This window comes from Brachybacterium sacelli, assembly GCF_017876545.1.
GTDB classification, from domain to species: Bacteria; Actinomycetota; Actinomycetes; order Actinomycetales; family Dermabacteraceae; genus Brachybacterium; species Brachybacterium sacelli.
Map to the genome: position 1 here is coordinate 1 of NZ_JAGIOD010000001.1, position 18,834 is coordinate 18,834.

The following is an 18,834-nucleotide window of genomic DNA, read 5'->3' on the forward strand; positions in this document are numbered from 1 at the left end:
AACCTTGTTTCTGCCTATGAGGGTTCGGCTGGGTTCCTTTCAATGGTCTGTCGGGGCTCTCGATCAGTCACGTCATCGCCGGGCAGATCCAGATGCTGCATCGCCGCTGGCAGAGCCCCAGCCCCGCGCACGTCGACGAAGGCAGAATCTGCCCCCGTCTGGCCAGGCTTGATGCATCATTGTTGCAACGGATGCAATACTGGCGTCGTGGATCAGAACCGCCCTGGTGTATCTCCGCTTCGCGAGCTCCGCAACGTGCGTGCGCTGGACGAGCATCGCTTCGTGTTCGACGCGATGCTCTCCGGTTGGGCGGATCAGCAGAGCAGCCGAGGGCTCTCCGAGCGGACCATCGGGAGTAGGGAGCGAGTCGTCCGGTCTTTCGAGGAGTTCGCTGGCCGATACCCGTGGGAGTGGTCTCCTGGAGATCTTGAGGACTACACCACGCGCGTGATGTCGCGGACGCATCCGGCGGCTCGGTCCACGATCCGGGGCTACCACTCCATCATCCGTCTGTTCTGCGACTACCTCACCGACCCTCGCTACCAGTGGTCGGTGGATTGCGAGGAGCGGTTCGGAACGACGCCGCAGCAGGTCTGCCATGAGTGGAACACGCTCGCACATTTGCTCGGCTATGAAGGACGCGCACAGCGGCGCGCTCTGACCTACGACGAGCTCGAGACGTTCTTCTCCGCGGCCGACCAGCGAGTCGAAGTCATCCTCCGACGCGGTCGAAAGGGGGCCCTGGCGGCGCTGCGCGATTCCCAGATCTTCAAGACCATCTACGCATACGGGCTGCGTCGCGCCGAGGCGGTAAGGCTAGATGTAGCGGACCTGAGGCCCAACGGTGCGGCCCCGCGGTTCGGACGCTTCGGAGCCGTGGAGGTGCGCTGGGGGAAGGGAGCTCACGGATCGGGCCCAAGGCGCCGCTCGGTGCACACTTCCCGAACTCGACTGGATCACGGAAGGTCTGGCCCAATGGATCGACCAGGCTCGTCCCCGCTTCACTACCGAATCAACGGGCCCCCTGTGGCTGACCGAACGAGGGACTCGGGTCTCGTTGCGCTACATCGACCTTCGCTTCGCCCAGATCCGTGACGAAGCCGGGCTACCCGGGGAGCTCAGCGTGCACGCTCTACGCCACACCTACGTCACGAACCTCATCGAGTGGGGGTACGCCGAAAAGTTCGTGCAGGACCAGGTCGGACACGCCTACGCGTCCACCACCGCGATATACACCTCTGTCGGCGACGACTTCAAAAACCGCATGATCAGCCAAGCACTATCACGCATCTACGGAGGAAACCATGCCGACGACTCCCACACCTGACGCCCCGATCACCTGGAAGCTGCGCCAGATCATGGCTACCTCGGGGATGTTCAACACCACCGATCTGATCGACCCCCTACGAGACCAAGGCGTACAGCTCTCCCGCGAACAGATCTACCGCCTCGTGACCAAGACTCCCGAGCGATTGAACGTCGAAGTGCTCGCCGCACTCTGCCGAATCCTTGACTGCACTCCAAACGACCTCATCGAGATCCCCCAGGTCCAGGTCCAGCGACCACGCCGAGCAGCAGGAGCAGCGCAGCACACCGGGCCGACGATAGGCGATCTGCGCCCCGTCCGGCCTCGGCTGCACCGCCCAAACGAGTGAGTCGGCAGAAGGTCACGGTTCAGATCGGCTGTGACCGCTGTGCTCGAGAAGTCGCGGCCCGGTACGTGATCCTCGAGCAGCGCATCTGCAACGCCTGCTATTCCAGGCTTCGTCGGCACCCCGGTCGCTGCCCGAGTTGCGGCTACATCAAGGTTCTTGCCTTCTACGATCCATCTCGGCAGATCGTCTGTGCGGCCTGCGCTGGCGTACCGCCACGATTCGCATGTACTACCTGTGGGGGCGAGGAGCAGCTCACCGGTTCGCAGTGCGGCACCTGCCGGCTGACTGCTCGCCTCCGTGACGTGCTTGCGGACGGTCACGGTGGCGTTCACCGGGGCCTGACGTCGCTGTACGACCATCTCCTGACGGCTCGTGATCCACGCTCGGTCGTACGGTGGCTACGGCGGAACCCCATCGGAGAGACGCTGCGCGCAATGGCTACAGACCAAGCCCCGATCAGCCACACCACGCTCGACGCGTTACCCCCCTCGCCTCGAGTGCGCTACCTACGACGCATGCTCATCAGCGCCGGCACGCTACCCGCGATCGATGTTCGACTGAACGACCTCGAAAACTTCGCCGCCACGTTCATCGCTGACCTTCCTGCCGAACACGCGGCCATCGTCGGCCAGTACTTCAACTGGGAAGTGTTCCGTAAGCTCCGCCAGCGATCCTCGAAGCGGACTCTCTCGACCGGCGCTTACGACACACGCGCCACCGATCTGCGCAAGATCGCGAACTTCCTGTACTGGATAACCAACCACGGTCTTGACCTGCCCTCATTGAGTCAGGCCACGGTGGATCGGTACTTCGCCGGCCATAGCTCGCAAGCTGCCGTCGGAACGTTCCTGAACTGGGCAGTGCGCCGGGGATTAACCGGCCCAGTCACCGTGCCTCGTCGCACACCTACCATTCCCTCGACTACGGTTCCGGACGACACCCTCTGGAGCAAGGTTGACCTCCTCATCGAGGACGACAGCATCCCTCTAAGCAGCCGCATCATCGGCCTGCTCGCCCTCGTGTTCGCCCAACGGCTCTCCGACTGCGTCCGCTTGCACCTCTCCGACATCACGGCGCACGATGGAACCATTCGCATCGCCTTTGGTACGACTCCGCTCACGCTGCCCGAAGCCATCGCGGACCTGCTTAGCCGACATCTCGAGGAGCTGAGCGGTCACCGACCGTTCGTGGGGGATGCACCAGAATGGCTGTTCCCCGGAGCCACGCCCCAGCACCACACCAGCGAAGCCAACGTCGCCCTACATCTCGCCCGCCACCGGATCCAGATCCGGAAGGCCCAGCAGGCACGGATCGACCAACTCGTCCAACAGGTACCGGCCAGCATCGTCGCGGACACCCTCGGCATCAGCATCAACACTGCCATCAGGCACGCGGCTCGCACGAACGCGACCTGGGGTGCCTATCCGGAACTCCGAGCAACACCACCGCAGGATTAGTGCAGGGCCGAACGATGCCGTGCCCCGGGAATCTGGGGGGACTGATGCGCAGGTAGGTGTCACGTGATCTGTGGCGCTGAGGAGCGTTGCAGGGAAGGATGTGCACCATGCCTGCTCCCTACCCCCAGGAGTTCCGGGACGACGTCGTCCGCGTCGCGAGGAACCGTGAACCTGGTCAGAAGCTCGCCGTGATCGCGAAGGACTTCGGGATCTCCGAGTCGTGCCTGACGAACTGGATGCGTCAGGCTGACGTCGAAGACGGTGCCCGGCCCGGGAAAACTCGGGAGGAATCGACCGAGCTGCGCGATCTGCGTCGCCGGAACCGGCTGCTCGAGCAGGAGAACGAGGTCCTGCGCCGCGCGGCCGCCTACCTGTCCCAAGCGAACCTGCCGGGAAAAGGTTCTACCCGCTCGTGAGCGAGCTCGCCGCAGACGGCATTCCCGTCGCGGTGTCCCTGCGGGTCCTGAAGCTCTCCCGCCAGCCCTACTACCGCTGGTTGCACCAGCAGGTCACTGCAGCTGAGCTGACCGAGGCCTATCGAGCCAATGCCCTGCTGGATGCCCATCGCGACGATCCGGAGTTCGGCTACCGCTTCTTGGCCGGCGAAGCCGCAGCAGCAGGCGTAGAGATGTGTGAGCGCACGGCGTGGAGGATCTGCCGGGACAACCAATGGTGGTCCGTATTCGGGAAGAAGCGCGGCAAGAATGGAAAGCGGCCCGGTCCACCGGTCCACGATGACCTCGTGAAGCGCGAATTCACCGCCGACGACGCCAACGAACTCTGGCTCACCGACATCACCGAGCACTGGACCGACGAGGGGAAGCTCTATCTCTGCGCTATCAAGGACGTCTTCTCCGGCCGGATCGTGGGCTACTCCATGGACTCCCGAATGAAGGCTCGCCTCGCAGTGAACGCCCTGGGCAACGCGGTATCGCGGCGCCGAGATGCGGCTGGCTGCATCGTGCATTCCGACAGAGGTTCGCAGTTCAGAGCAAAGAAATTCGTCCATGCTCTGAACCGCCACCACCTCATCGGCTCGATGGGCCAGGTCGGTGCCGCCGGTGACAACGCCGCCATGGAGTCCTTCTTCGCCCTGCTCCAGAAGAACGTCCTGGACCGCAAGCGCTGGCAGACCAGAGAAGAGCTGCGGACCGCGATCATCACCTGGATCGAACGCACCTACCACCGCCGACGCCGGCAGGCCCGACTGGGTCGATTGACCCCCATCGAGTACGAGACCATCATGAACCCGACCGTCAGTCTGGCGGCCTAACCCCAGCTGACACCTGATCGCGCATCAGTCCCCTGTGCGTCGTGCGCCTTGATGAGGGCGGGGGACATAGCGAGTGGGTTGTAGTGGTCGGCGAGGGAGCGGTCCGGGTACTGGGCCCTTGCCTCGAGAATGCCTTTGCCTGCTTCGATGATCTGCTGCCGTACACGATCAGTGGGGTTCGGGAGTGGCAGGTTGCTCCAGACGACTGTGGCAGAGAATCGCAAGTCCGACTTGATGCGGCCTCCTGTGGCGCGTTGCGAGGCGGCGCACTCCGGAACGGGCAGCGCCGTCCCTTCGTTTCGCTTCTCGTCGATACCAGGCATCGACAGACCCTGGTTAGGTCTGCGGGCCCGCGCGATCCTGAACTACGTAAGCAATACACACACGTAGACAGTTCGCAGAGGAGAAGAAGATGTCGGATCTGGCTGGAAAGGTCGCGGTGGTTACAGGATCGGCCCGCGGCGTCGGCAAGGCGATCGCCCAGAGGTACGCACGCCTGGGCGCGAGCGTCGTCGTCAACTACTCGAGCGACGAGCAGAACGCGCGCCGCACCGTCGAGGAGATCGAAGCGGCCGGGGGCGACGCGATCGCCGTGCAGGCGGACATCGCGACGCCGGCGGAGATCGACAGGCTGTTCGCAACCGCGGTCGAGACGTATGGAAGCCTCGACATCGTCGTGGCCAATGCCGGTGTCGAGATCGTCGATGAACCGGTTCTCGACGCGACGGAGGAGCAGTTCGACCGGCTGTTCGCGATCAACTCCAAGGGCGCGTTCTTCACGCTGCAGAAGGCGGCGAAACTGCTGACAGACGGCGGCCGGCTCATCAACATCGGCTCGAGTTCGACGGTGAGCCCCGTACCCGGCACCGGTCTGTACTCGTCGAGCAAGACCGCCTCGCGCCAGCTCGTACGGGTGCTCGCCCTCGAACTGGGCCCGCGGAACATCACGGTCAACACGATCCTCCCGACGGTGATCGCCGGGGCGGGTGTGTTCACACAGGTCACCGAGGACGACGAGTTCCATCAGGTCAACGCCGGGATGCGGCCGCTCGGCGGGCGACCCGGCACTCCGGAGGATGTCGCCGACGCCGCCGAGTACTTGGCCGGCGACCTCGCCGCCTGGGTCAGCGGACAGGCGCTGCTCGTCAGCGGCGGCGCCGTCCAATAGCATCCGCGAGAACCTTGGTCGAGTCGAGAGTCAGGAGCGAGAAGATGGCACGCAAGAAGGTCGATATCAGCATCCCGGATCTGTCGGGTACGCGCGCCGTGGTCACCGGCGCGAGCGACGGGATGGGCCTGGGCATCGCCACCCGCCTGGCCCGTGCCGGCGCCCAGGTGATCATGCCGGTCCGCAATCTCCGCAAGGGAGACACCGCGATGGCGAAGATCGTGCAGGCCGTTCCAGGGGCCGACGTGTCGCTGCGCGACCTCGATCTCTCGTCACTGGCCTCCGTCGCCGCCCTCGGCGAGACCCTGCGTGATGAGGGTGCGCCGATTCACATCCTCATCAACAACGCCGGTGTGATGACCCCGCCCGAACGGCAGGAGACCGCCGACGGACTCGAGCTGCAGTTCGGCTCGAACCACCTCGGGCACTTCGCGCTCGTGGCGCACCTGCTGCCGCTCCTCAAGGAGGGGCGTGCACGGGTGACCTCGCAGATCAGTGTCGCGGCGAATCAGAACTCCATCAACTGGGACGATCTGAACTGGGAGCGGTCGTACAACGGTGCTCGTGCGTACAGCCAGTCGAAGATCGCGTTCGGACTGTTCGGGCTCGAGCTGGATCGACGCAGCAGGGCCAACGGCTGGGGCATCAGCAGCAACCTGTCGCATCCTGGAGTGGCTCCGACCAATCTGCTGGCAGCTCGCCCGGAACTCGGCCGTTCTCGCGAGACGCCACGCCGCAGGCTCATCCGCAAGCTATCCGAGCGCGGCATCCTGTTCGGCACTGTCGAGACGGCGGGCATGCCCGCCCTCACGGCGGCGACCGATCCGGCGGCGAAGCCGGGCGCGCTGTACGGGCCGAGCGGCCCGGGCCATCTCGGAGGGGCACCGGCCGAGCAGAGACTGTACTCGCGTCTGCGCGGAGCCGAAGATGCCAAGCGCATCTGGGATGTCTCGGAGCGTCTGGCCGGGGTTGAGTTCCCGGCGTCCTGACGCGGGACGGGGCTCGGGTTGGCGCGGACGCCCCCCGGAAAGCAGGATGATGCGCCGCCCGGCACCCGGCCTGGCGGCGCATCATCCTGCCCGCTTGACGAACTACATATCACTCCGCCGCGTGCGGGTCGCTCGCGTTCAGGGTCTTGACGACCTCGGCGTAGTCGCCGCGCGCCTCGCCGTATCGCAGGAACTTCACACGCTCGACCTGCACCTCGGTCACGTCGGGCTCGTCGCGCAGGATCGAGATGACCTCGTCGGCGAACGCGTCGAGCGGCATCGCGAACGAGCTCTCGCTCTGACCTGGCATCAGGTCGGTCGCCACCGACGGCGGCTCCAGCTCCACGATCCGCACCGAGGTGTGGGCGAGTTGCAGTCTGAGCGACTCGCTGAGCATGTGGATCGCGGCCTTCGTGGCGTTGTACGTCGGGGTCACCCGCAGGGGTGCGAACGCAAGCCCTGACGAGACCGTCATGATCGTCGCATCCTCGCGAGTCTGCAGGTGCTCGATGAACGCTCCGATGAGTCTGATCGGGCCGAGCAGGTTCGTCGTGACGGTCTCTTCCGCCGTCGAGACGAAACCGGACGGACGGGTCCAGTCCTCGATGCGCATGATGCCCGCCATCGCCACAAGAACGTTCAGGTCGGGGTGACGCTCGATGACCTCTGATGCTGCGGACGCGATGGATGCGGCATCCGTCGTGTCGATCACGACCGTGTCGATCCCCGGATGCCGGGCGGCGATCTCGGCCAGCAGCTCGCGGCGACGTCCGCCGACGATGACCGTGTTACCCGCATCGTGCAGTCGTTCGGCGAGAGCGAGGCCGATGCCGCTCGTCGCGCCCGGGATGAAGATGGTGTTTCCGTTGATTCGCATGTTCAGAGTCTCCGCCGCGCAGGAGAGCCCTACCAGGGACCGCTTATCGAGGGATCGTCGATCCCTGGATGCCGTCTCGCAGTGCGTGCATCATGGAGGCATGGATCGTGAAGCCCTGGCCGAGTTCCTCCGCCGTCGTCGCGGTGAACTGCAACCCGGCGATGTCGGCCTCACATCAGGACCGCGACGCCGAGCGCCGGGTTTGAGACGTGAAGAGGTCGCGCAGCTCGCCCTCATGTCGACCGAATACTACACGCGCCTCGAACAGCAACGCGGACCGCAGCCGAGCACTCAGATTCTCTCATCGCTCGCCCGGGCATTACGGCTCACGGCCGACGAGCGCGACTATCTCTACCGCACGGCGGGGCACGCCGTCCCCGATCGCCTGGGGGCCACCGGGCACGTCGCACCGGCGCTGCACCGCGTCTTCGATCGGCTCTCCGACACACCTGCGTTGATCATCTCCGCCCTCGGGGAGACCCTGTTGCAGAACAGACTCGCTGCGGCGCTGCTCGGCAATAACGCTGGCGCGACAGGGTGGGAGAGGTATGAGTCGTGGCGATGGTTCGTCCACCCGGAAACGGGCCGGCAGCACTATCCGCAGAGCGATCACGCTCGACACAGTCGGACCCTCGTCGCCGGTCTGCGCGCAGCGTACGGTGCGATGGGAACCTCATCGCGGGCCGCCGAGCTGGTCTCGGAGCTGCACGGGAGCAGTGCGGAGTTCGTCGAACTCTGGGAGCAGCACGAGGTCGCCCAGCGCTTCGCCGACCACAAGGTGATCATCCACCCCGAGGTGGGGTCGATCGAGGTCGACTGCCAAGCGCTGTTCACCGAGGACTGGTCGCAGGCGCTCCTGGTTCTCACCGCCGAACCGCACAGCGAGGACGAGGAGAAGATCAGGCTGCTCGGCGTGCTGGGGGTTCAGCGGTTCTCCGCCTCGCGACAGTGACGAGCCGTCAGAATCAGACGCTGACCGGGTCAGTGTGAGCCTGGTACAGCCTGTGCCTGTATCTGGCGCTCGCCCGAGCGCAGAGTTGTCACCATGACGAACAACATCAACACCACTCCCGTCGGCCTGCTCGCCGGCAAGGTCATTCTCATCACCGGCGCGAGCCGCGGCATCGGCGCGGCCGCAGTACGCCTCTTCGCCGCTGAGGGCGCCTCGGTCGTCCTCGCCGCTCGTGGCACGGAAGCCCTCGACCGCATCGCCGATGAGATCCGCGAAACCGGCGGCACTGCGGACGCCCTCGCCCTCGATCTCGCCGACCCGTCGAGCATCCGCGCCGTCGTCGGCAGTGTCGAGAAGCTGCACGGACGCCTCGACGGAGCGTTCAACAACGGTGCAGCCCCTCAGCAGCAGTTCGGTCCGGCCGACACCACGACCGACCACGACATCGACGAGCAGTTCACCGTGAACTTCCGCGCGCACTGGATCGCCATGAACGCCGAAGCCGCTCTCATGCGCAGCAACGGCGGCGGCGCCATCGTCAACACGTCGAGCATCGGTAGCCGCCGAGCGAGCCCGGCACTGCCCGCCTACGGCGCCATGAAGCGCGCCCTGAACAGCCTGACCGAGACGGCAGCCGTGAGCTGGGCGGCCGGCGGCATCCGGGTCAACGCCATCACCCCGGGCGCCACGGCCACCGAGATGATGGACATATGGGAGGAGGCGGCGCCCGGAACCCTCGCGGCTACTGCCGCTTCCGTGCCCCTGGGCCGGCTCGGCGAGCCGCGTGAGATCGCCGAGGTCGCCGCCTGGTTACTCAGCGACCGCGCCTCGTATGTCACTGGCGCGATCGTGCCCGTCGACGGCGGCGCCGGGGCCTGAATCCGATCGCGAGATGCGCGAGCGGTATGCAGCCGAGAGCCTCGCCCACGGCGGCCGTCCTCTCGGATGTCTGGATCTGTGCGGCCGATGAGGGCTGGTGAGGCGCGAGATGCTGGCGGTGAGGTTCACAATCGGATACTGGCCTTCCTGACCGAGGGCACGCTCGAGGAATGGTTCTCCCCCAGCAAGCTCAGGGCTGAGCAGAAGGCGCCACTGCCCGCGGAGCTCGAGGAGGCCTCTACCGCGATCGCCGGATAGCTCGTCACCCGCCCCGTCAGCCTGAACGTAGTCCGAGGATCTTTTGATCCTTTTTGATGTGGGCGCTGCCCTTTATACTTTTTGTATGCCACGCAACCTATTCAAGCCGTCGTTCGGCACCTACCCACACCTCCTTGTCGGCCGCGACCAGCTGATCGACGAGTTCGAGGACACCTTCGACGGGATCCTAGACCCTGCTGGCCTAACGGTCCTCCTGTCCGGACAGCGCGGGATGGGCAAGACCGTGCTGCTCGACGCCTACCGACGAGCGGCCGAGGGCGCCGGATGGCTGGTCATCACCGAGAGCTCGAGCAGCGGACTCCTGGAGCGCCTTACTCATGACCATCTGCCGCGCCTGCTCCAGGAGCACTCCAGCAAGCCGCCGGCACAGCTCGGGTCCGCGAGCGGAACGATCGGCCCCCTCGGGGGCAGCGCCTCGTGGACCGAGCGCTACCCCGCAGAGTCGACGCTCCGATCGCAGATCACCGAGCTCACCGACGCTCTCCAGGCCGACGGGAAAGGCCTCGTCATCACCATCGACGAGGTCCAGGCCGCTGACATCGAAGATCTCCGCAAGCTCGGCGAGATCATCCAGTACGGCCGCCGAGAGGAACGTCTGCTCGCCTTCGCAGCGGCGGGACTCTCCACTCCCATCGAAGAGCTGCTCGACCACCCAGGGGCGACGTTCCTGCGCCGCGCCGAACACCACCCCATCGGCCGCGTGAGCCGCGCAGAGGTCCGAGCCGCACTTGCGGGGACGATCGCCGACAGCGGGCACGAGATCGACGTCCACGGGCTCGACCTGGCGGCCGATGCCGTCGACGGGTATCCCTTCATGATCCAGCTCGTGGGCTACCACACCCTCAAGGCCCACACGACCGCTGGCCCGATTACTACCGAGGACGTCGACACTGGAATCGCCGCTGCACGACGCCGCCTCGGCCGGCACGTCCACACCCCCGCCCTGCGTCCGCTATCGAGCGTCGACCGCACCTACCTGCTCGCCATGGCCCAAGACGACGGCCCTTCCCGCACAGGGAAGATCGCCGAGCGGATGGGCGTGAGCGCCCAGTACGCCGGCGAGTACCGCCGACGCCTCATCCGCGACGGCATCATCGAGTCGGCCGGCCACGGACAAGTCCGCTTCACCATCCCCTACACCGCGGACCATCTGCGCGAGCATGCCGCTCACAATGCACTCGAGGGCCTCGTCGACGAGGACACGTGATCCCTCCCTGCCATCGGAGAATGTCTTCCCGGTCGCGGTAGGACAGAACTTCCGCAGTCAGCCCACCCGCTCCAGAACAGGAACCGCAACATGTCCATGACTCACACTGAAGCGCCCTGGGTTCCGTTCCGTGGTTAGACGGTCGCGGGCGCGGTCGTCGTGGGGTGAGTGTAGGACGCTTCGACTTCGGCCGGGGTGCGATAGTCGAGTGCTTCGTGCAGGCGCTTCGTGTTCCACCAGGTGACCCAGTCCAGAGTGGCGATCTCGACGGCGGTCGCTGAGGGCCAGGTGCGGCGTCGGTGGATGAGCTCGGCTTTGTAGAGGCCGTTGACGGTCTCAGCCAGGGCGTTGTCGTAGCTGTCTCCGACGGATCCGACCGAGGCCTGGACTCCGGCGGTGATCAGCGCATCGGAGTAGGCCAGCGAGACGTAGTTGCTGCCCCTATCGCTGTGATGGATCAGCCCAGTCCGAGACGCTTCTGCCGGGGAGGTCTGGAGGGCCTGCTCGAGAGCCTGCAGTGGCAGTGCCTCAGTGCGGAGGCTGGTGGCCACTGCCCAGCCGACGATCCTTCGCGTGAAAACGTCCGTGATGAACGCGGTGTAGCAGAACCCGGACGGGATCCGGACGTAGGTGATGTCAGCGACCCAGAGCTGATTCGGTCCGGCAGCCGTGAAGTTCCGCTCGACCAGATCAGGACGACGGTCCAGGCCACCAGCAGGGCTCGTCGTGAACACCTTTCGACCACGGCGTATCCCGCACAGACCAGCAGCTTTCATCAGCCGAGCGGTCTGGTCGCGGCCGACTTCCCATCCGGCACGGCGCATCGCGTGATGCATCTTCCGATACCCGTAGACGCCGTAGTTCTCGGCATGAATCCGACGGATCTCTTCGACGAGCACCTCGTCACGGACCGCTCTGGCCGATGCCGGGCGCTGCTTCGCGGCACGGTATCCGCGAGAGGTGAGGAACCCACGTTCCGTCGCGCCCAGGACGCGGCAGATGGCCTCGACCCCGAAGTGATCGCGATGCCTATCGATGAAGGCGATCATTTCGTCGTGGGGTGGTCGAGTTCCCTGGCGAAAAACACGGAGGCGGCCTTGAGGATCTCGTTGGCCCGCCGGGACTCGGCGAGCTCTCGACGCAGTCTGCGGTTCTCCTCCTCGAGAGACTCCGCGGGGCCGGCCGAGGGCTCGGCTGGCCCGTAGCGGTTGCACCAGATCCTCAGCGTCTCCATGCCAACGCCGAGTTGGGGCGCGACAGCACGGATCGACTCCGATCGTGGGCCACCTTCGAGTGCCTGGCGGTCGTAGACCATGCGCACGGCACGGTCACGCAGCTCCGGACTGAACTTCTTGGGCATACTCCGATTCTCCTTGCTGAGACTCGGAACGGAACCCAGGGCGCTTCATAATTCTCGATCGAACGATGCTGGTCCCCGGTAGGATGGGCGCGTCGCAGAACGGCCCCCGGCACGTCGTATCCCGCCAACGGATGAACCGTGCCAGAGCCTTGGGGAAGGCGCGACCGACGGACTCGACGGCCACCAGCTCTCCCGTGGTGGGGTGGGTGTAGAGCCTGCGCAGAGTACGTCGGGCCGCGGGCGCGTCATCCCCGAGGGCGCCCTCGGCCTCCCCGCTGAACTCGGCGAGAGGCCCCTGGAGATCCTCGCGGACCGCCTCCGCGGGGACGGGGCCGTAGCCCTCGATGTGCGCGAGGTCCCCCTGGCCGGGGTGGAGCAGGGCACGATCGGTGATGATCACCCCGATGTCCAGGTCGGTGCGATCCATCCCGTCCTCGGTCCCCAGAAGGGTGTCGACGAAGGAATCGGTCTGGATCTGCTGGTGACCACGCCGGTCGCCGCTCGCGCGGAGCCGTTCGGCCTCCAGGGCGAGGCGCTTGCGGACCTTCATCGCCTCGAGCGCCGGCAGATGCGCGGTCATGCTGGCCATGCCGTTCTTCCCGCGCCGCACGGTGACGTGGCGATTCTGGCGAGCGTGCTGATGTCGCTTCACCTCACCCTCCGGATCGGACTCGGCGATGGCCTTGGCGACGGCGCCGTCCCAGTCCTGGGAGCCGCAGCCGTCCAAGGAGGCCAGTCGTGCGCCGAGGATCGCGTCGACCTGGGTGCGCTGGACAGGGGTCAGCGCCGCGACGGAGGTGGCCGTGGAGCGAGCGACACCGCTGGTGATCTTCCCGGTCGCGAGCGCGTGGAGCATCTTCGGCATGGACTCGACCAGGCGGCGCGCCGCGGTGAGGGTGCGGTCGGCCATGTACGGGGAGCGTCGGGAGGTCATCGAGACGTCCCGGGCAGCCGAGCGCTCGGCCAGCAGCTCTGTGGTCTCGTCCGACTCGGCGGCCTCCGGTTCGTGGGCCGCCTCGGCCATGGCTTCAGCACGGATCTCGGTGCGCAGCGCGTCTGCCAGGCCCACCATGGCCCGCATCTCGAGGGCATCCATCGCGGCACGCTGCTCCTGGACGCGCTTGATCACGGCCGTGTACTCGCCTGCGGCGGCATCCTTCGCGGTGAAGAGGCGACCCGGGTCCGTGGCGAGCTCGACGAGGAGGTGCCCTTGGTCACCGAGCAGCTCGGCCACCGCCGTCGGCCCGCCGGAGCGCACGGTCTCGAGCAGCAGCTGGATCGGGTCCCCAACACCGGTTGCGTCGAAATCCTGCGCGAATGCGTTCATGCCTCCATGATCCCCACGAGGTGCAACAGACGACACGATGCCGCACCGATTGTGGAAAACATCGAGTGGGGAGGGAGGATCACTTCGACAACCACATCTCAGATGCTTCGCGCCCGGCACCCTCCTATGGTGGTCGGAACGGCCTTGAGAATCCACTTCAGTCACCACATCGGCACCGGCGCCCGATACTGAGTACGTTCTCAGACCACACCGTAGCCTCACCTGCAGAATGTGGATAACACCCCTTTGTGGAGGATCTTTCAGGCCCTGGATACCACCTCCAACAATCCACGATCGCACTGCACGCTCGATGAGCTCCGACGACACCTCGCGTCAGCATGCGTCCGTTCATGACAGAGCGCTCGACAACGTCAGGTCGGACTCCGCACGATGGAGGCACGACGTCGTCGGTGCACCACCGGTCGCACCCGACGCCTCGCTCCGTAGCTCAGCCCGGAAGAGCAGCTCCCCCATAAGGAGTGGGTCGCAGGTTCGAATCCTGCCGGAGCGTCTCCGCGGACTCGCGCGACTGCGACCTCCCGGGCGCGCTCAGGGAAGGACGGCCCCCGTGCTCCGAACCAGCACCGCTCCCCGCGCGTCGCCCAGGGTGGTCTCCTCGAATCCCAAGGCGCCGTATACGTGCCGAGCTCGCTCGTTCTCCCTGCTCACGTGAAGGCTCACCCGTTCCACGCCGCGCTCGCGCGCCAGGTCGAGCAACCCTTCGACCAGGCTGCGGCCCACTCCCCGGCCCCGCGCCCGTTCCTCGACCGCGACGACGAGCTCCGGCACGTCCTCGTCGACGAACCCCGCTCGGTGGTCGGTCGCGGAGAAGAACCTGTACCACGCCGCCCCGAGCGGCGCCCCGTCGACCGCGACCACCCCTGCGTCGCCCGGACGCCGTCCGAAACCGTCGAGGTAGGAGTCCGCCCGCCCTGTCGTCAGGTGCTGCGCGAACGCCGCCTCGTCCCACGTCTCACGCCATCTCCACGCGGCATGGATCGCCCGCTGCAGCACGCCGATGTCGTCGGCCGTCGCCTCGCGCAGCATGCAGTCCACGCCGGGTCCGGGCCCGGCTGTCGGGCCCGGCTGAGAGGATCGATGCGCCATCGCCCCAGACTCGCACGAGGAGACCCATGCGCACCCGGTCCACCACCCGCCGGCCCGTCCTCGAGCGACTCGTCCTGCCCGAGCTGCAGGACCTCGCGGCGCAGGAGCTGCACGCCCAGGCCACGTACGACGCCGTGCGCGTCACCGGCGGAGACGTCTCCGGCCGCGACCTCACCGGCACCACCTTCACGGAGTGCGAGCTGATCGATGTCACCGCGCACGAGACGGGCCTGCAGTCCGCGCGGCTCATCGAGACCCGGATCGAGCGGCTGAACGCGCCGGTGCTGAGGGCGACCCGTTCCACCTGGCGTCACGTGGAGATGTCAGGCTCGCGGCTCGGGGCCCTCGACCTCGACGACGCCGCGGTGCGTCAGGTCAGGATCGTCGGCAGCAAGATCGCCTGGCTGAACCTGCGCTCCGCGACCCTCGAGGACGTCCTGCTCGAGGACTGCACCCTCGAGGAGCTCGACCTCACCGGCGCCGCCGCTGCCCGCGTCTCCTTCGTGAACTGCCGGGCGGGCAGCGTCGCCCTCGCCCACGCACGGCTGAAGGACGTCGACCTGCGGGGGCTCGAGATGGGCTCGATCAGCAATCTCGAGGGCATGGCCGGGGCGACTCTCGATGCCCAGCAGGTCACGGCGCTGGCGCCGGCCTTCGCGAGCCACCTCGGTCTGCGGGTGGAGGGGTGACCTCTCACCCCGAACGTCCGTCGACCTCCGTACGCTGGAGCTCCACCACCGCACCCGACGAAGGAGTCGCCCGATGTCAGGTATCCGCGCCCTCACCCTCCTCCTCGAGAACCCCTCCGCCGCCGCGACCGCGCTGCGCGATGTGCTCGGCTGGCAGATCGAGGCGGACTTCGGCAGCTTCGCCTCGCTGACCGCGCCGGGAAGCATCCCGCTGTGGATCAACGCCCCGGGCGATGGCGAGGAGCCTTCCCGCGGCATCGTGATCCACCTGGACTGCACGGACGTCGACACGGCCTTCGAGCAGGCCGTCTCCCGCGGCGCCGTCGTCGTGCGGGAACCGACCGACATGGATTTCGGCGAGCGCTCCGCCTGCGTGCGGATCGCCGCTGCCCCCGGCGTCACGATCGACTTCTCACGCCCCGTGGGGTGAGCAGAGGCGGAACGCGGGCCGGGGGCGTCCCCGGCCCGCGCCCGACCTGCGGGCCACGGGTCAGCCCCGGCCGCTGACCCGCTGCTTCTTCGAGCTGATCTCTCCGGTGTTGAAGCCCGCGAGGTGCAGCCCGCCGTGGAAGCGGGCGTGCTCGATCTTCACGCAGCGGTCCATGACCACGTCCAGGCCTGCGTCCTCGGCGAGCGCGGCGGCCTCCTCGTGCCAGGAGCCCAGCTGCAGCCACAGCGCCTTCGCGCCGACGTCGATCGCTTCCTGCGCCACGCCCGGCAGGTCCTCGTGCCGGCGGAACGCGTCCACCAGGTCCGGGACCACCGGGAGATCGGCGAGCGAGTCGTAGGCGGGCCTGCCCAGGATCGTCTCGGCCCGAGGATTGACGAAGTAGACGTCGTACGGCGAGCTGGAGAGCAGGTACGTGGCCACGAAGTAGCTGGCTCGGGCGGGATTCGCCGAGGCGCCGACGATCGCGATGCTCTTCGTCCGTCGCAGGATCGCCAGTCGCTGCGGCGCCGAGGGGCCCCGCCAGGTGCGCTGGGTCGTGTCCGTCATCGCGTCTCTCCTGTCGCCGCCGTGATCGCCTGGTCGAGGTCCCAGAGGATGTCCTCGACGTCCTCGAGGCCCACCGAGATGCGGATCAGGTCCGGCCGCACCCCGCCCTCGACGAGCTGCTGCGGACTGAGCTGCTGATGGGTGGTCGAGGCCGGGTGGATCACCAGGGTGCGGGCATCGCCGACGTTCGCCAGGTGCGAGGCGAGCTGCAGGTTCTCCATCACCGCCTCTCCCGTCGCGCGGGCCGCGGAGGCCCGGTCCTCGTCGCTCGCGAACTCCCCGACGGGGCCCACCCCGAAGGCGAACACGGCGCCCGGGCCCAGCGGCAGGTACTGTGCGGCGCGCTCGCGATGGGGGTGCGAGTCCAGACCGGCCCAGGTCACGAAGGAGACCCGCGGATCCGCCTCGAGCCATTCGGCCACCGCCTTCGCCCCCGCGAGGTGGGCGTCCATGCGCTGCGGCAGCGTCTCGACCCCCTGCAGCAGCTGGAAGGCGGCCTGCGCGGACAGCGACGGGCCGATGTCGCGCAGCTGCTCGGAGCGCAGCTTGGTGAGGAAGCCGTACTCGCCGAAGTTGTCCCACCAGCGGATGTCGCCGTAGGAGGCGACCGGCTCCGTCATCGAGGGGAACTTCCCTCCTCCCCAGTCGAAACGGCCGGACTCGACGACCACGCCGCCGAGCGTCGTGCCGTGCCCGCCCAGGAACTTGGTGGCGGAGTGGATGACGATGTCGGCCCCGTGCTCGAGCGGTCGCACCAGATACGGCGTCGCGAGGGTCGCATCGACCACCAGCGGCACACCGTGCTCATGGGCCACCGCGGCGAGCCCCTCGAGATCGGCGATCTCCCCGGAGGGGTTGCCGATCATCTCGACGTACAGCACCTTCGTCTCCTCGCGGAAGGCCGCGCGGAAGTCCTCGGGATCCGAGGAGGCGACGAAGGAGGTCTCCACACCGAAGCGGCGCAGGGTGACGTCGAGCTGGGTGACCGTGCCGCCGTAGAGCTGCGCCGAGGAGACGACGTGGTCCCCGGCGCCCACGAGCGCCGCGAAGGTGATGAACTCGGCGCTCATCCCCGAGGCGGTCGCGACCGCACCGATCCCGCCCTCGAGGGAGGCGATGCGCTCCTCGAAGGCTGCGACGGTGGGATTGCCGATCCGGGAGTAGATGTTCCCGTACTTCTGCAGCGCGAAGAGGTTCGCCGCGTCGGCCGCGTCGTCGAAGACGAAGGACGTGGTCTGGTAGATCGGCACCGCCCGGGAGCCGTGCTGGGCGTCGGGCGTGCCGCCCGCGTGCAGGGCACGGGTGCGGAAGCCGAAGGTGCGCTCCTCGCTCACGCGGCCACCCCCGCCGTGGACGGGTGGTCGGCGGGGAGGGTCTGCGCGGTCGCGGCCGCGGCCTCCTCGGCGCTGACTCCGGGCGCCACCGGCAGCAGGTCGGTGTTCAGCTCGGTGCCGCGGGCGCGGGCGAGGTCGGCCTCCTTCTCCCGCACGATCGGCAGCACGTCGCGGCCGAAGGCTGCGACCTCCTCGGTGAAATGGAGGTAGCAGGTCAGCATCAGGTTCACACCGACCTTCTTGTACGCGATGATGCGATCGGCGATCTCCTCGGGGGTGCCGATGAGGCGGGTCTTGAAGCCGTCGTTGTACTGGACGAGGTCCTCGAAGGACGACCCGGCCCACATCCCCTTGCCGTCCTGGGTGGAGGCCCCTGCCTCCTGCACGGACTTCTGGAAGCCCTCGACGGCGGGGCGGTGCGCCTTGGCGACGATCTCACGCAAGGTCTCCTCGGCCTCGGCGCGGGAGTCGCGGGCGATGACGAAGCCGTTCAGTCCGAAGCGCGGCGTACGTCCGGCCTTCGCGGCGGAGGCCTGGACGCCGGCGACGTTCTCCTCGTACCCCTCGAGGGTGCGGCCGTTGGAGAAGTACCAGTCGGCGACGCGGCCGGCGGCGTCCTGGGCGGCGGTGGAGTTGCCGCCGAAGAAGATCTCCGGGTGGGGGCGACCGGGGACGTCGACGGGCTTCGGGTTCAGGGTGAAGTCGTCGATCGAATAGTACGCGCCGTCCTGGGAGTACCCGTTCTCGGTGAGCAGGCCGCGCAGGGCGGAGATGAACTCCTCGGTGCGCACGTAGCGCTCGTCGTGCTCGAGCCACGGCAGGCCGAACTTCACGAATTCGTCCTTGAGCCAGCCCGAGACGATGTTGACGGCGGCGCGTCCCTCGGAGAGGTGGTCGGCGGTGATCAGCCACTTGGCCAGCACGCCGGGGTGCCACATGCCGGGGTGGAAGGCGGCGATCACGCGCAGTCGCTCGGTGGCGGCGAGCAGGGCGAGGGAGAAGGCGGAGGCCTCGTGCTGCTTGTCCGCGCCGTAGCTGGCGGCGTAGCGGGTCTGGGTCAGGGCGTACTCGAAGCCGGAGTTCTCGGCGATCTGGGCGAGGCGCTTGTTGTACGGCAGCTGCCAGTCGGTGCGCTGCTCGATGGTGGAGACGACGAGTCCGCCGGAGACGTTCGGTACCCAGTAGGCGAACTTCAGCGGGGTCTCGAAGGTCGAGGTGGGGACGGTGGGGGTCATGCTTCCTCCAAGGTCGGGGTTCCGAGCGTCGGGGGTCTCCGACGGTCGG

At 67.3% G+C, this 18,834-nt stretch carries 20 protein-coding genes and 1 tRNA gene; 13 read left to right on the forward strand and 8 right to left on the reverse strand.

The window, feature by feature from the left end:
- Window positions 1–844 precede the first annotated feature (844 nt).
- From JOF43_RS23080 to JOF43_RS00020, 4 genes are all read left to right on the forward strand, one after another.
- Window positions 845–1,327, forward strand: a complete 483-nt coding sequence (locus tag JOF43_RS23080; protein WP_342592047.1) for a tyrosine-type recombinase/integrase — start codon at window positions 845–847, stop codon at window positions 1,325–1,327.
- Window positions 1,305–1,655 carry a helix-turn-helix domain-containing protein gene (locus JOF43_RS00010; protein WP_209897632.1) on the forward strand — a complete coding sequence of 117 codons (351 nt, stop codon included), beginning with the start codon at window positions 1,305–1,307 and terminating at the stop codon, window positions 1,653–1,655. Before JOF43_RS23080 ends, JOF43_RS00010 begins: the two co-directional genes overlap by 23 nt.
- 515 nt (window positions 1,656–2,170) lie before the next feature.
- Window positions 2,171–3,112, forward strand: a complete 942-nt coding sequence (locus JOF43_RS00015; RefSeq protein ID WP_209897634.1) for a site-specific integrase — start codon at window positions 2,171–2,173, stop codon at window positions 3,110–3,112.
- 107 nt (window positions 3,113–3,219) lie between these two features.
- Window positions 3,220–4,385, forward strand: a protein-coding gene (locus tag JOF43_RS00020) for an IS3 family transposase (RefSeq protein ID WP_245353964.1) whose coding sequence is annotated in 2 segments (ribosomal slippage) — window positions 3,220–3,504 and window positions 3,507–4,385 — 1,164 coding nt in all. Because the reading frame shifts where the segments join, the coding sequence is not laid out codon by codon here.
- On the opposite strand, the gene JOF43_RS23085 is transcribed toward JOF43_RS00020, so the two are convergent.
- Complete coding sequence (locus JOF43_RS23085) at window positions 4,382–4,708, reverse strand: type IIL restriction-modification enzyme MmeI (protein ID WP_342592048.1); 327 nt, start codon at window positions 4,706–4,708, stop codon at window positions 4,382–4,384. The genes JOF43_RS00020 and JOF43_RS23085 overlap by 4 nt on opposite strands.
- 89 nt (window positions 4,709–4,797) lie before the next feature.
- On the opposite strand from JOF43_RS23085, the gene JOF43_RS00025 reads away from it, so the two are divergent.
- Both JOF43_RS00025 and JOF43_RS00030 read left to right on the forward strand, forming a co-directional pair.
- Entirely contained in the window at window positions 4,798–5,553 is a 756-nt protein-coding gene (locus JOF43_RS00025) for an SDR family NAD(P)-dependent oxidoreductase (RefSeq protein WP_209897636.1), read from the forward strand.
- Window positions 5,554–5,597: 44 nt separating this feature from the next.
- Window positions 5,598–6,542 carry an SDR family oxidoreductase gene (locus JOF43_RS00030; protein WP_209897638.1) on the forward strand — a complete coding sequence of 315 codons (945 nt, stop codon included), beginning with the start codon at window positions 5,598–5,600 and terminating at the stop codon, window positions 6,540–6,542.
- Window positions 6,543–6,651: 109 nt separating this feature from the next.
- Here JOF43_RS00030 and JOF43_RS00035 read toward each other — a convergent pair whose 3' ends face one another.
- A complete protein-coding gene (locus JOF43_RS00035) occupies window positions 6,652–7,419 on the reverse strand; it encodes an SDR family oxidoreductase (RefSeq protein WP_209897641.1) in 768 nt (255 codons plus the stop codon).
- Between the two features lie 100 nt (window positions 7,420–7,519).
- Between JOF43_RS00035 and JOF43_RS00040 the strand changes: the two genes are divergently transcribed.
- The 4 genes from JOF43_RS00040 (at window position 7,520) to JOF43_RS00055 (ending at window position 10,736) form a co-directional block, all read left to right on the forward strand.
- Window positions 7,520–8,371, forward strand: coding sequence for a helix-turn-helix transcriptional regulator (locus JOF43_RS00040; protein ID WP_209897643.1), 852 nt, complete (start codon window positions 7,520–7,522; stop codon window positions 8,369–8,371).
- Between the two features lie 93 nt (window positions 8,372–8,464).
- The gene (locus JOF43_RS00045; RefSeq protein WP_209897645.1) at window positions 8,465–9,250 is read left to right on the forward strand and encodes an SDR family NAD(P)-dependent oxidoreductase; all 786 of its coding nucleotides are present in this window, start codon (window positions 8,465–8,467) and stop codon (window positions 9,248–9,250) included.
- Between the two features lie 87 nt (window positions 9,251–9,337).
- Window positions 9,338–9,508 (forward strand): hypothetical protein, encoded by a 171-nt coding sequence (locus JOF43_RS00050; RefSeq protein ID WP_209897647.1) that lies wholly within the window; start codon window positions 9,338–9,340, stop codon window positions 9,506–9,508.
- An 85-nt stretch (window positions 9,509–9,593) separates the two neighbouring features.
- On the forward strand, window positions 9,594–10,736 hold the full coding sequence (locus JOF43_RS00055) for an AAA family ATPase (protein WP_209897649.1): 1,143 nt from the start codon (window positions 9,594–9,596) through the stop codon (window positions 10,734–10,736).
- Between the two features lie 134 nt (window positions 10,737–10,870).
- Here the strand turns inward: JOF43_RS00055 and JOF43_RS00060 are convergent.
- Both JOF43_RS00060 and JOF43_RS00065 read right to left on the reverse strand, forming a co-directional pair.
- Window positions 10,871–12,096, reverse strand: a protein-coding gene (locus JOF43_RS00060; protein WP_245353966.1) for an IS3 family transposase whose coding sequence is annotated in 2 segments (ribosomal slippage) — window positions 10,871–11,811 and window positions 11,811–12,096 — 1,227 coding nt in all. Because the reading frame shifts where the segments join, the coding sequence is not laid out codon by codon here.
- Window positions 12,065–13,423 (reverse strand): DUF222 domain-containing protein, encoded by a 1,359-nt coding sequence (locus JOF43_RS00065; RefSeq protein WP_209897651.1) that lies wholly within the window; start codon window positions 13,421–13,423, stop codon window positions 12,065–12,067. Before JOF43_RS00065 ends, JOF43_RS00060 begins: the two co-directional genes overlap by 32 nt.
- A 437-nt stretch (window positions 13,424–13,860) precedes the next feature.
- Here JOF43_RS00065 and JOF43_RS00070 point away from each other — a divergent pair.
- Window positions 13,861–13,934, forward strand: a tRNA-Met gene (locus tag JOF43_RS00070).
- Between the two features lie 38 nt (window positions 13,935–13,972).
- Here JOF43_RS00070 and JOF43_RS00075 read toward each other — a convergent pair.
- Complete coding sequence (locus tag JOF43_RS00075) at window positions 13,973–14,530, reverse strand: GNAT family N-acetyltransferase (RefSeq protein ID WP_209897653.1); 558 nt, start codon at window positions 14,528–14,530, stop codon at window positions 13,973–13,975.
- Window positions 14,531–14,556: 26 nt separating this feature from the next.
- On the opposite strand from JOF43_RS00075, the gene JOF43_RS00080 reads away from it, so the two are divergent.
- Entirely contained in the window at window positions 14,557–15,219 is a 663-nt protein-coding gene (locus JOF43_RS00080) for a pentapeptide repeat-containing protein (protein ID WP_209897655.1), read from the forward strand.
- A gap of 73 nt (window positions 15,220–15,292) precedes the next feature.
- Entirely contained in the window at window positions 15,293–15,649 is a 357-nt protein-coding gene (locus tag JOF43_RS00085; RefSeq protein ID WP_209897657.1) for a VOC family protein, read from the forward strand.
- A 60-nt stretch (window positions 15,650–15,709) separates the two neighbouring features.
- Here JOF43_RS00085 and JOF43_RS00090 read toward each other — a convergent pair whose 3' ends face one another.
- Genes JOF43_RS00090 through sfnG form a run of 3 tightly spaced genes read right to left on the reverse strand, consistent with a single transcriptional unit; the run spans window position 15,710 to window position 18,785 of the window.
- On the reverse strand, window positions 15,710–16,216 hold the full coding sequence (locus JOF43_RS00090; protein ID WP_209897660.1) for a CoA-binding protein: 507 nt from the start codon (window positions 16,214–16,216) through the stop codon (window positions 15,710–15,712).
- Window positions 16,213–17,550 carry an O-acetylhomoserine aminocarboxypropyltransferase/cysteine synthase family protein gene (locus tag JOF43_RS00095; RefSeq protein ID WP_209897662.1) on the reverse strand — a complete coding sequence of 446 codons (1,338 nt, stop codon included), beginning with the start codon at window positions 17,548–17,550 and terminating at the stop codon, window positions 16,213–16,215. The genes JOF43_RS00090 and JOF43_RS00095 overlap by 4 nt, the downstream gene beginning before the upstream one ends.
- Window positions 17,547–18,785: a dimethylsulfone monooxygenase SfnG gene (gene sfnG / locus JOF43_RS00100; RefSeq protein WP_209897664.1), complete on the reverse strand. Its 1,239-nt coding sequence runs from the start codon at window positions 18,783–18,785 to the stop codon at window positions 17,547–17,549. Before sfnG ends, JOF43_RS00095 begins: the two co-directional genes overlap by 4 nt.
- Between the last annotated feature and the right edge of the window lie 49 nt (window positions 18,786–18,834).

Excerpts from the sequence above, each read along its gene's own strand:
- JOF43_RS00040 (WP_209897643.1), top strand. The coding sequence starts at position 7,520 with ATGGATCGTGAAGCCCTGGCCGAGTTCCTCCGCCGTCGTCGCGGTGAA.
- JOF43_RS00055 (WP_209897649.1), top strand. The coding sequence starts at position 9,594 with ATGCCACGCAACCTATTCAAGCCGTCGTTCGGCACCTACCCACACCTC.
- JOF43_RS00090 (WP_209897660.1), bottom strand. The coding sequence starts at position 16,216 with ATGACGGACACGACCCAGCGCACCTGGCGGGGCCCCTCGGCGCCGCAG.
- JOF43_RS00025 (WP_209897636.1), top strand. The coding sequence starts at position 4,798 with ATGTCGGATCTGGCTGGAAAGGTCGCGGTGGTTACAGGATCGGCCCGC.
- JOF43_RS00075 (WP_209897653.1), bottom strand. The coding sequence starts at position 14,530 with ATGGCGCATCGATCCTCTCAGCCGGGCCCGACAGCCGGGCCCGGACCC.
- JOF43_RS00065 (WP_209897651.1), bottom strand. The coding sequence starts at position 13,423 with ATGAACGCATTCGCGCAGGATTTCGACGCAACCGGTGTTGGGGACCCG.
- JOF43_RS23085 (WP_342592048.1), bottom strand. The coding sequence starts at position 4,708 with ATGCCTGGTATCGACGAGAAGCGAAACGAAGGGACGGCGCTGCCCGTT.
- JOF43_RS00015 (WP_209897634.1), top strand. The coding sequence starts at position 2,171 with ATGCTCATCAGCGCCGGCACGCTACCCGCGATCGATGTTCGACTGAAC.
- JOF43_RS00045 (WP_209897645.1), top strand. The coding sequence starts at position 8,465 with ATGACGAACAACATCAACACCACTCCCGTCGGCCTGCTCGCCGGCAAG.
- JOF43_RS00030 (WP_209897638.1), top strand. The coding sequence starts at position 5,598 with ATGGCACGCAAGAAGGTCGATATCAGCATCCCGGATCTGTCGGGTACG.
- JOF43_RS00050 (WP_209897647.1), top strand. The coding sequence starts at position 9,338 with ATGAGGGCTGGTGAGGCGCGAGATGCTGGCGGTGAGGTTCACAATCGG.
- sfnG (WP_209897664.1), bottom strand. The coding sequence starts at position 18,785 with ATGACCCCCACCGTCCCCACCTCGACCTTCGAGACCCCGCTGAAGTTC.
- JOF43_RS00010 (WP_209897632.1), top strand. The coding sequence starts at position 1,305 with ATGCCGACGACTCCCACACCTGACGCCCCGATCACCTGGAAGCTGCGC.
- JOF43_RS00080 (WP_209897655.1), top strand. The coding sequence starts at position 14,557 with ATGCGCACCCGGTCCACCACCCGCCGGCCCGTCCTCGAGCGACTCGTC.
- JOF43_RS00085 (WP_209897657.1), top strand. The coding sequence starts at position 15,293 with ATGTCAGGTATCCGCGCCCTCACCCTCCTCCTCGAGAACCCCTCCGCC.
- JOF43_RS00035 (WP_209897641.1), bottom strand. The coding sequence starts at position 7,419 with ATGCGAATCAACGGAAACACCATCTTCATCCCGGGCGCGACGAGCGGC.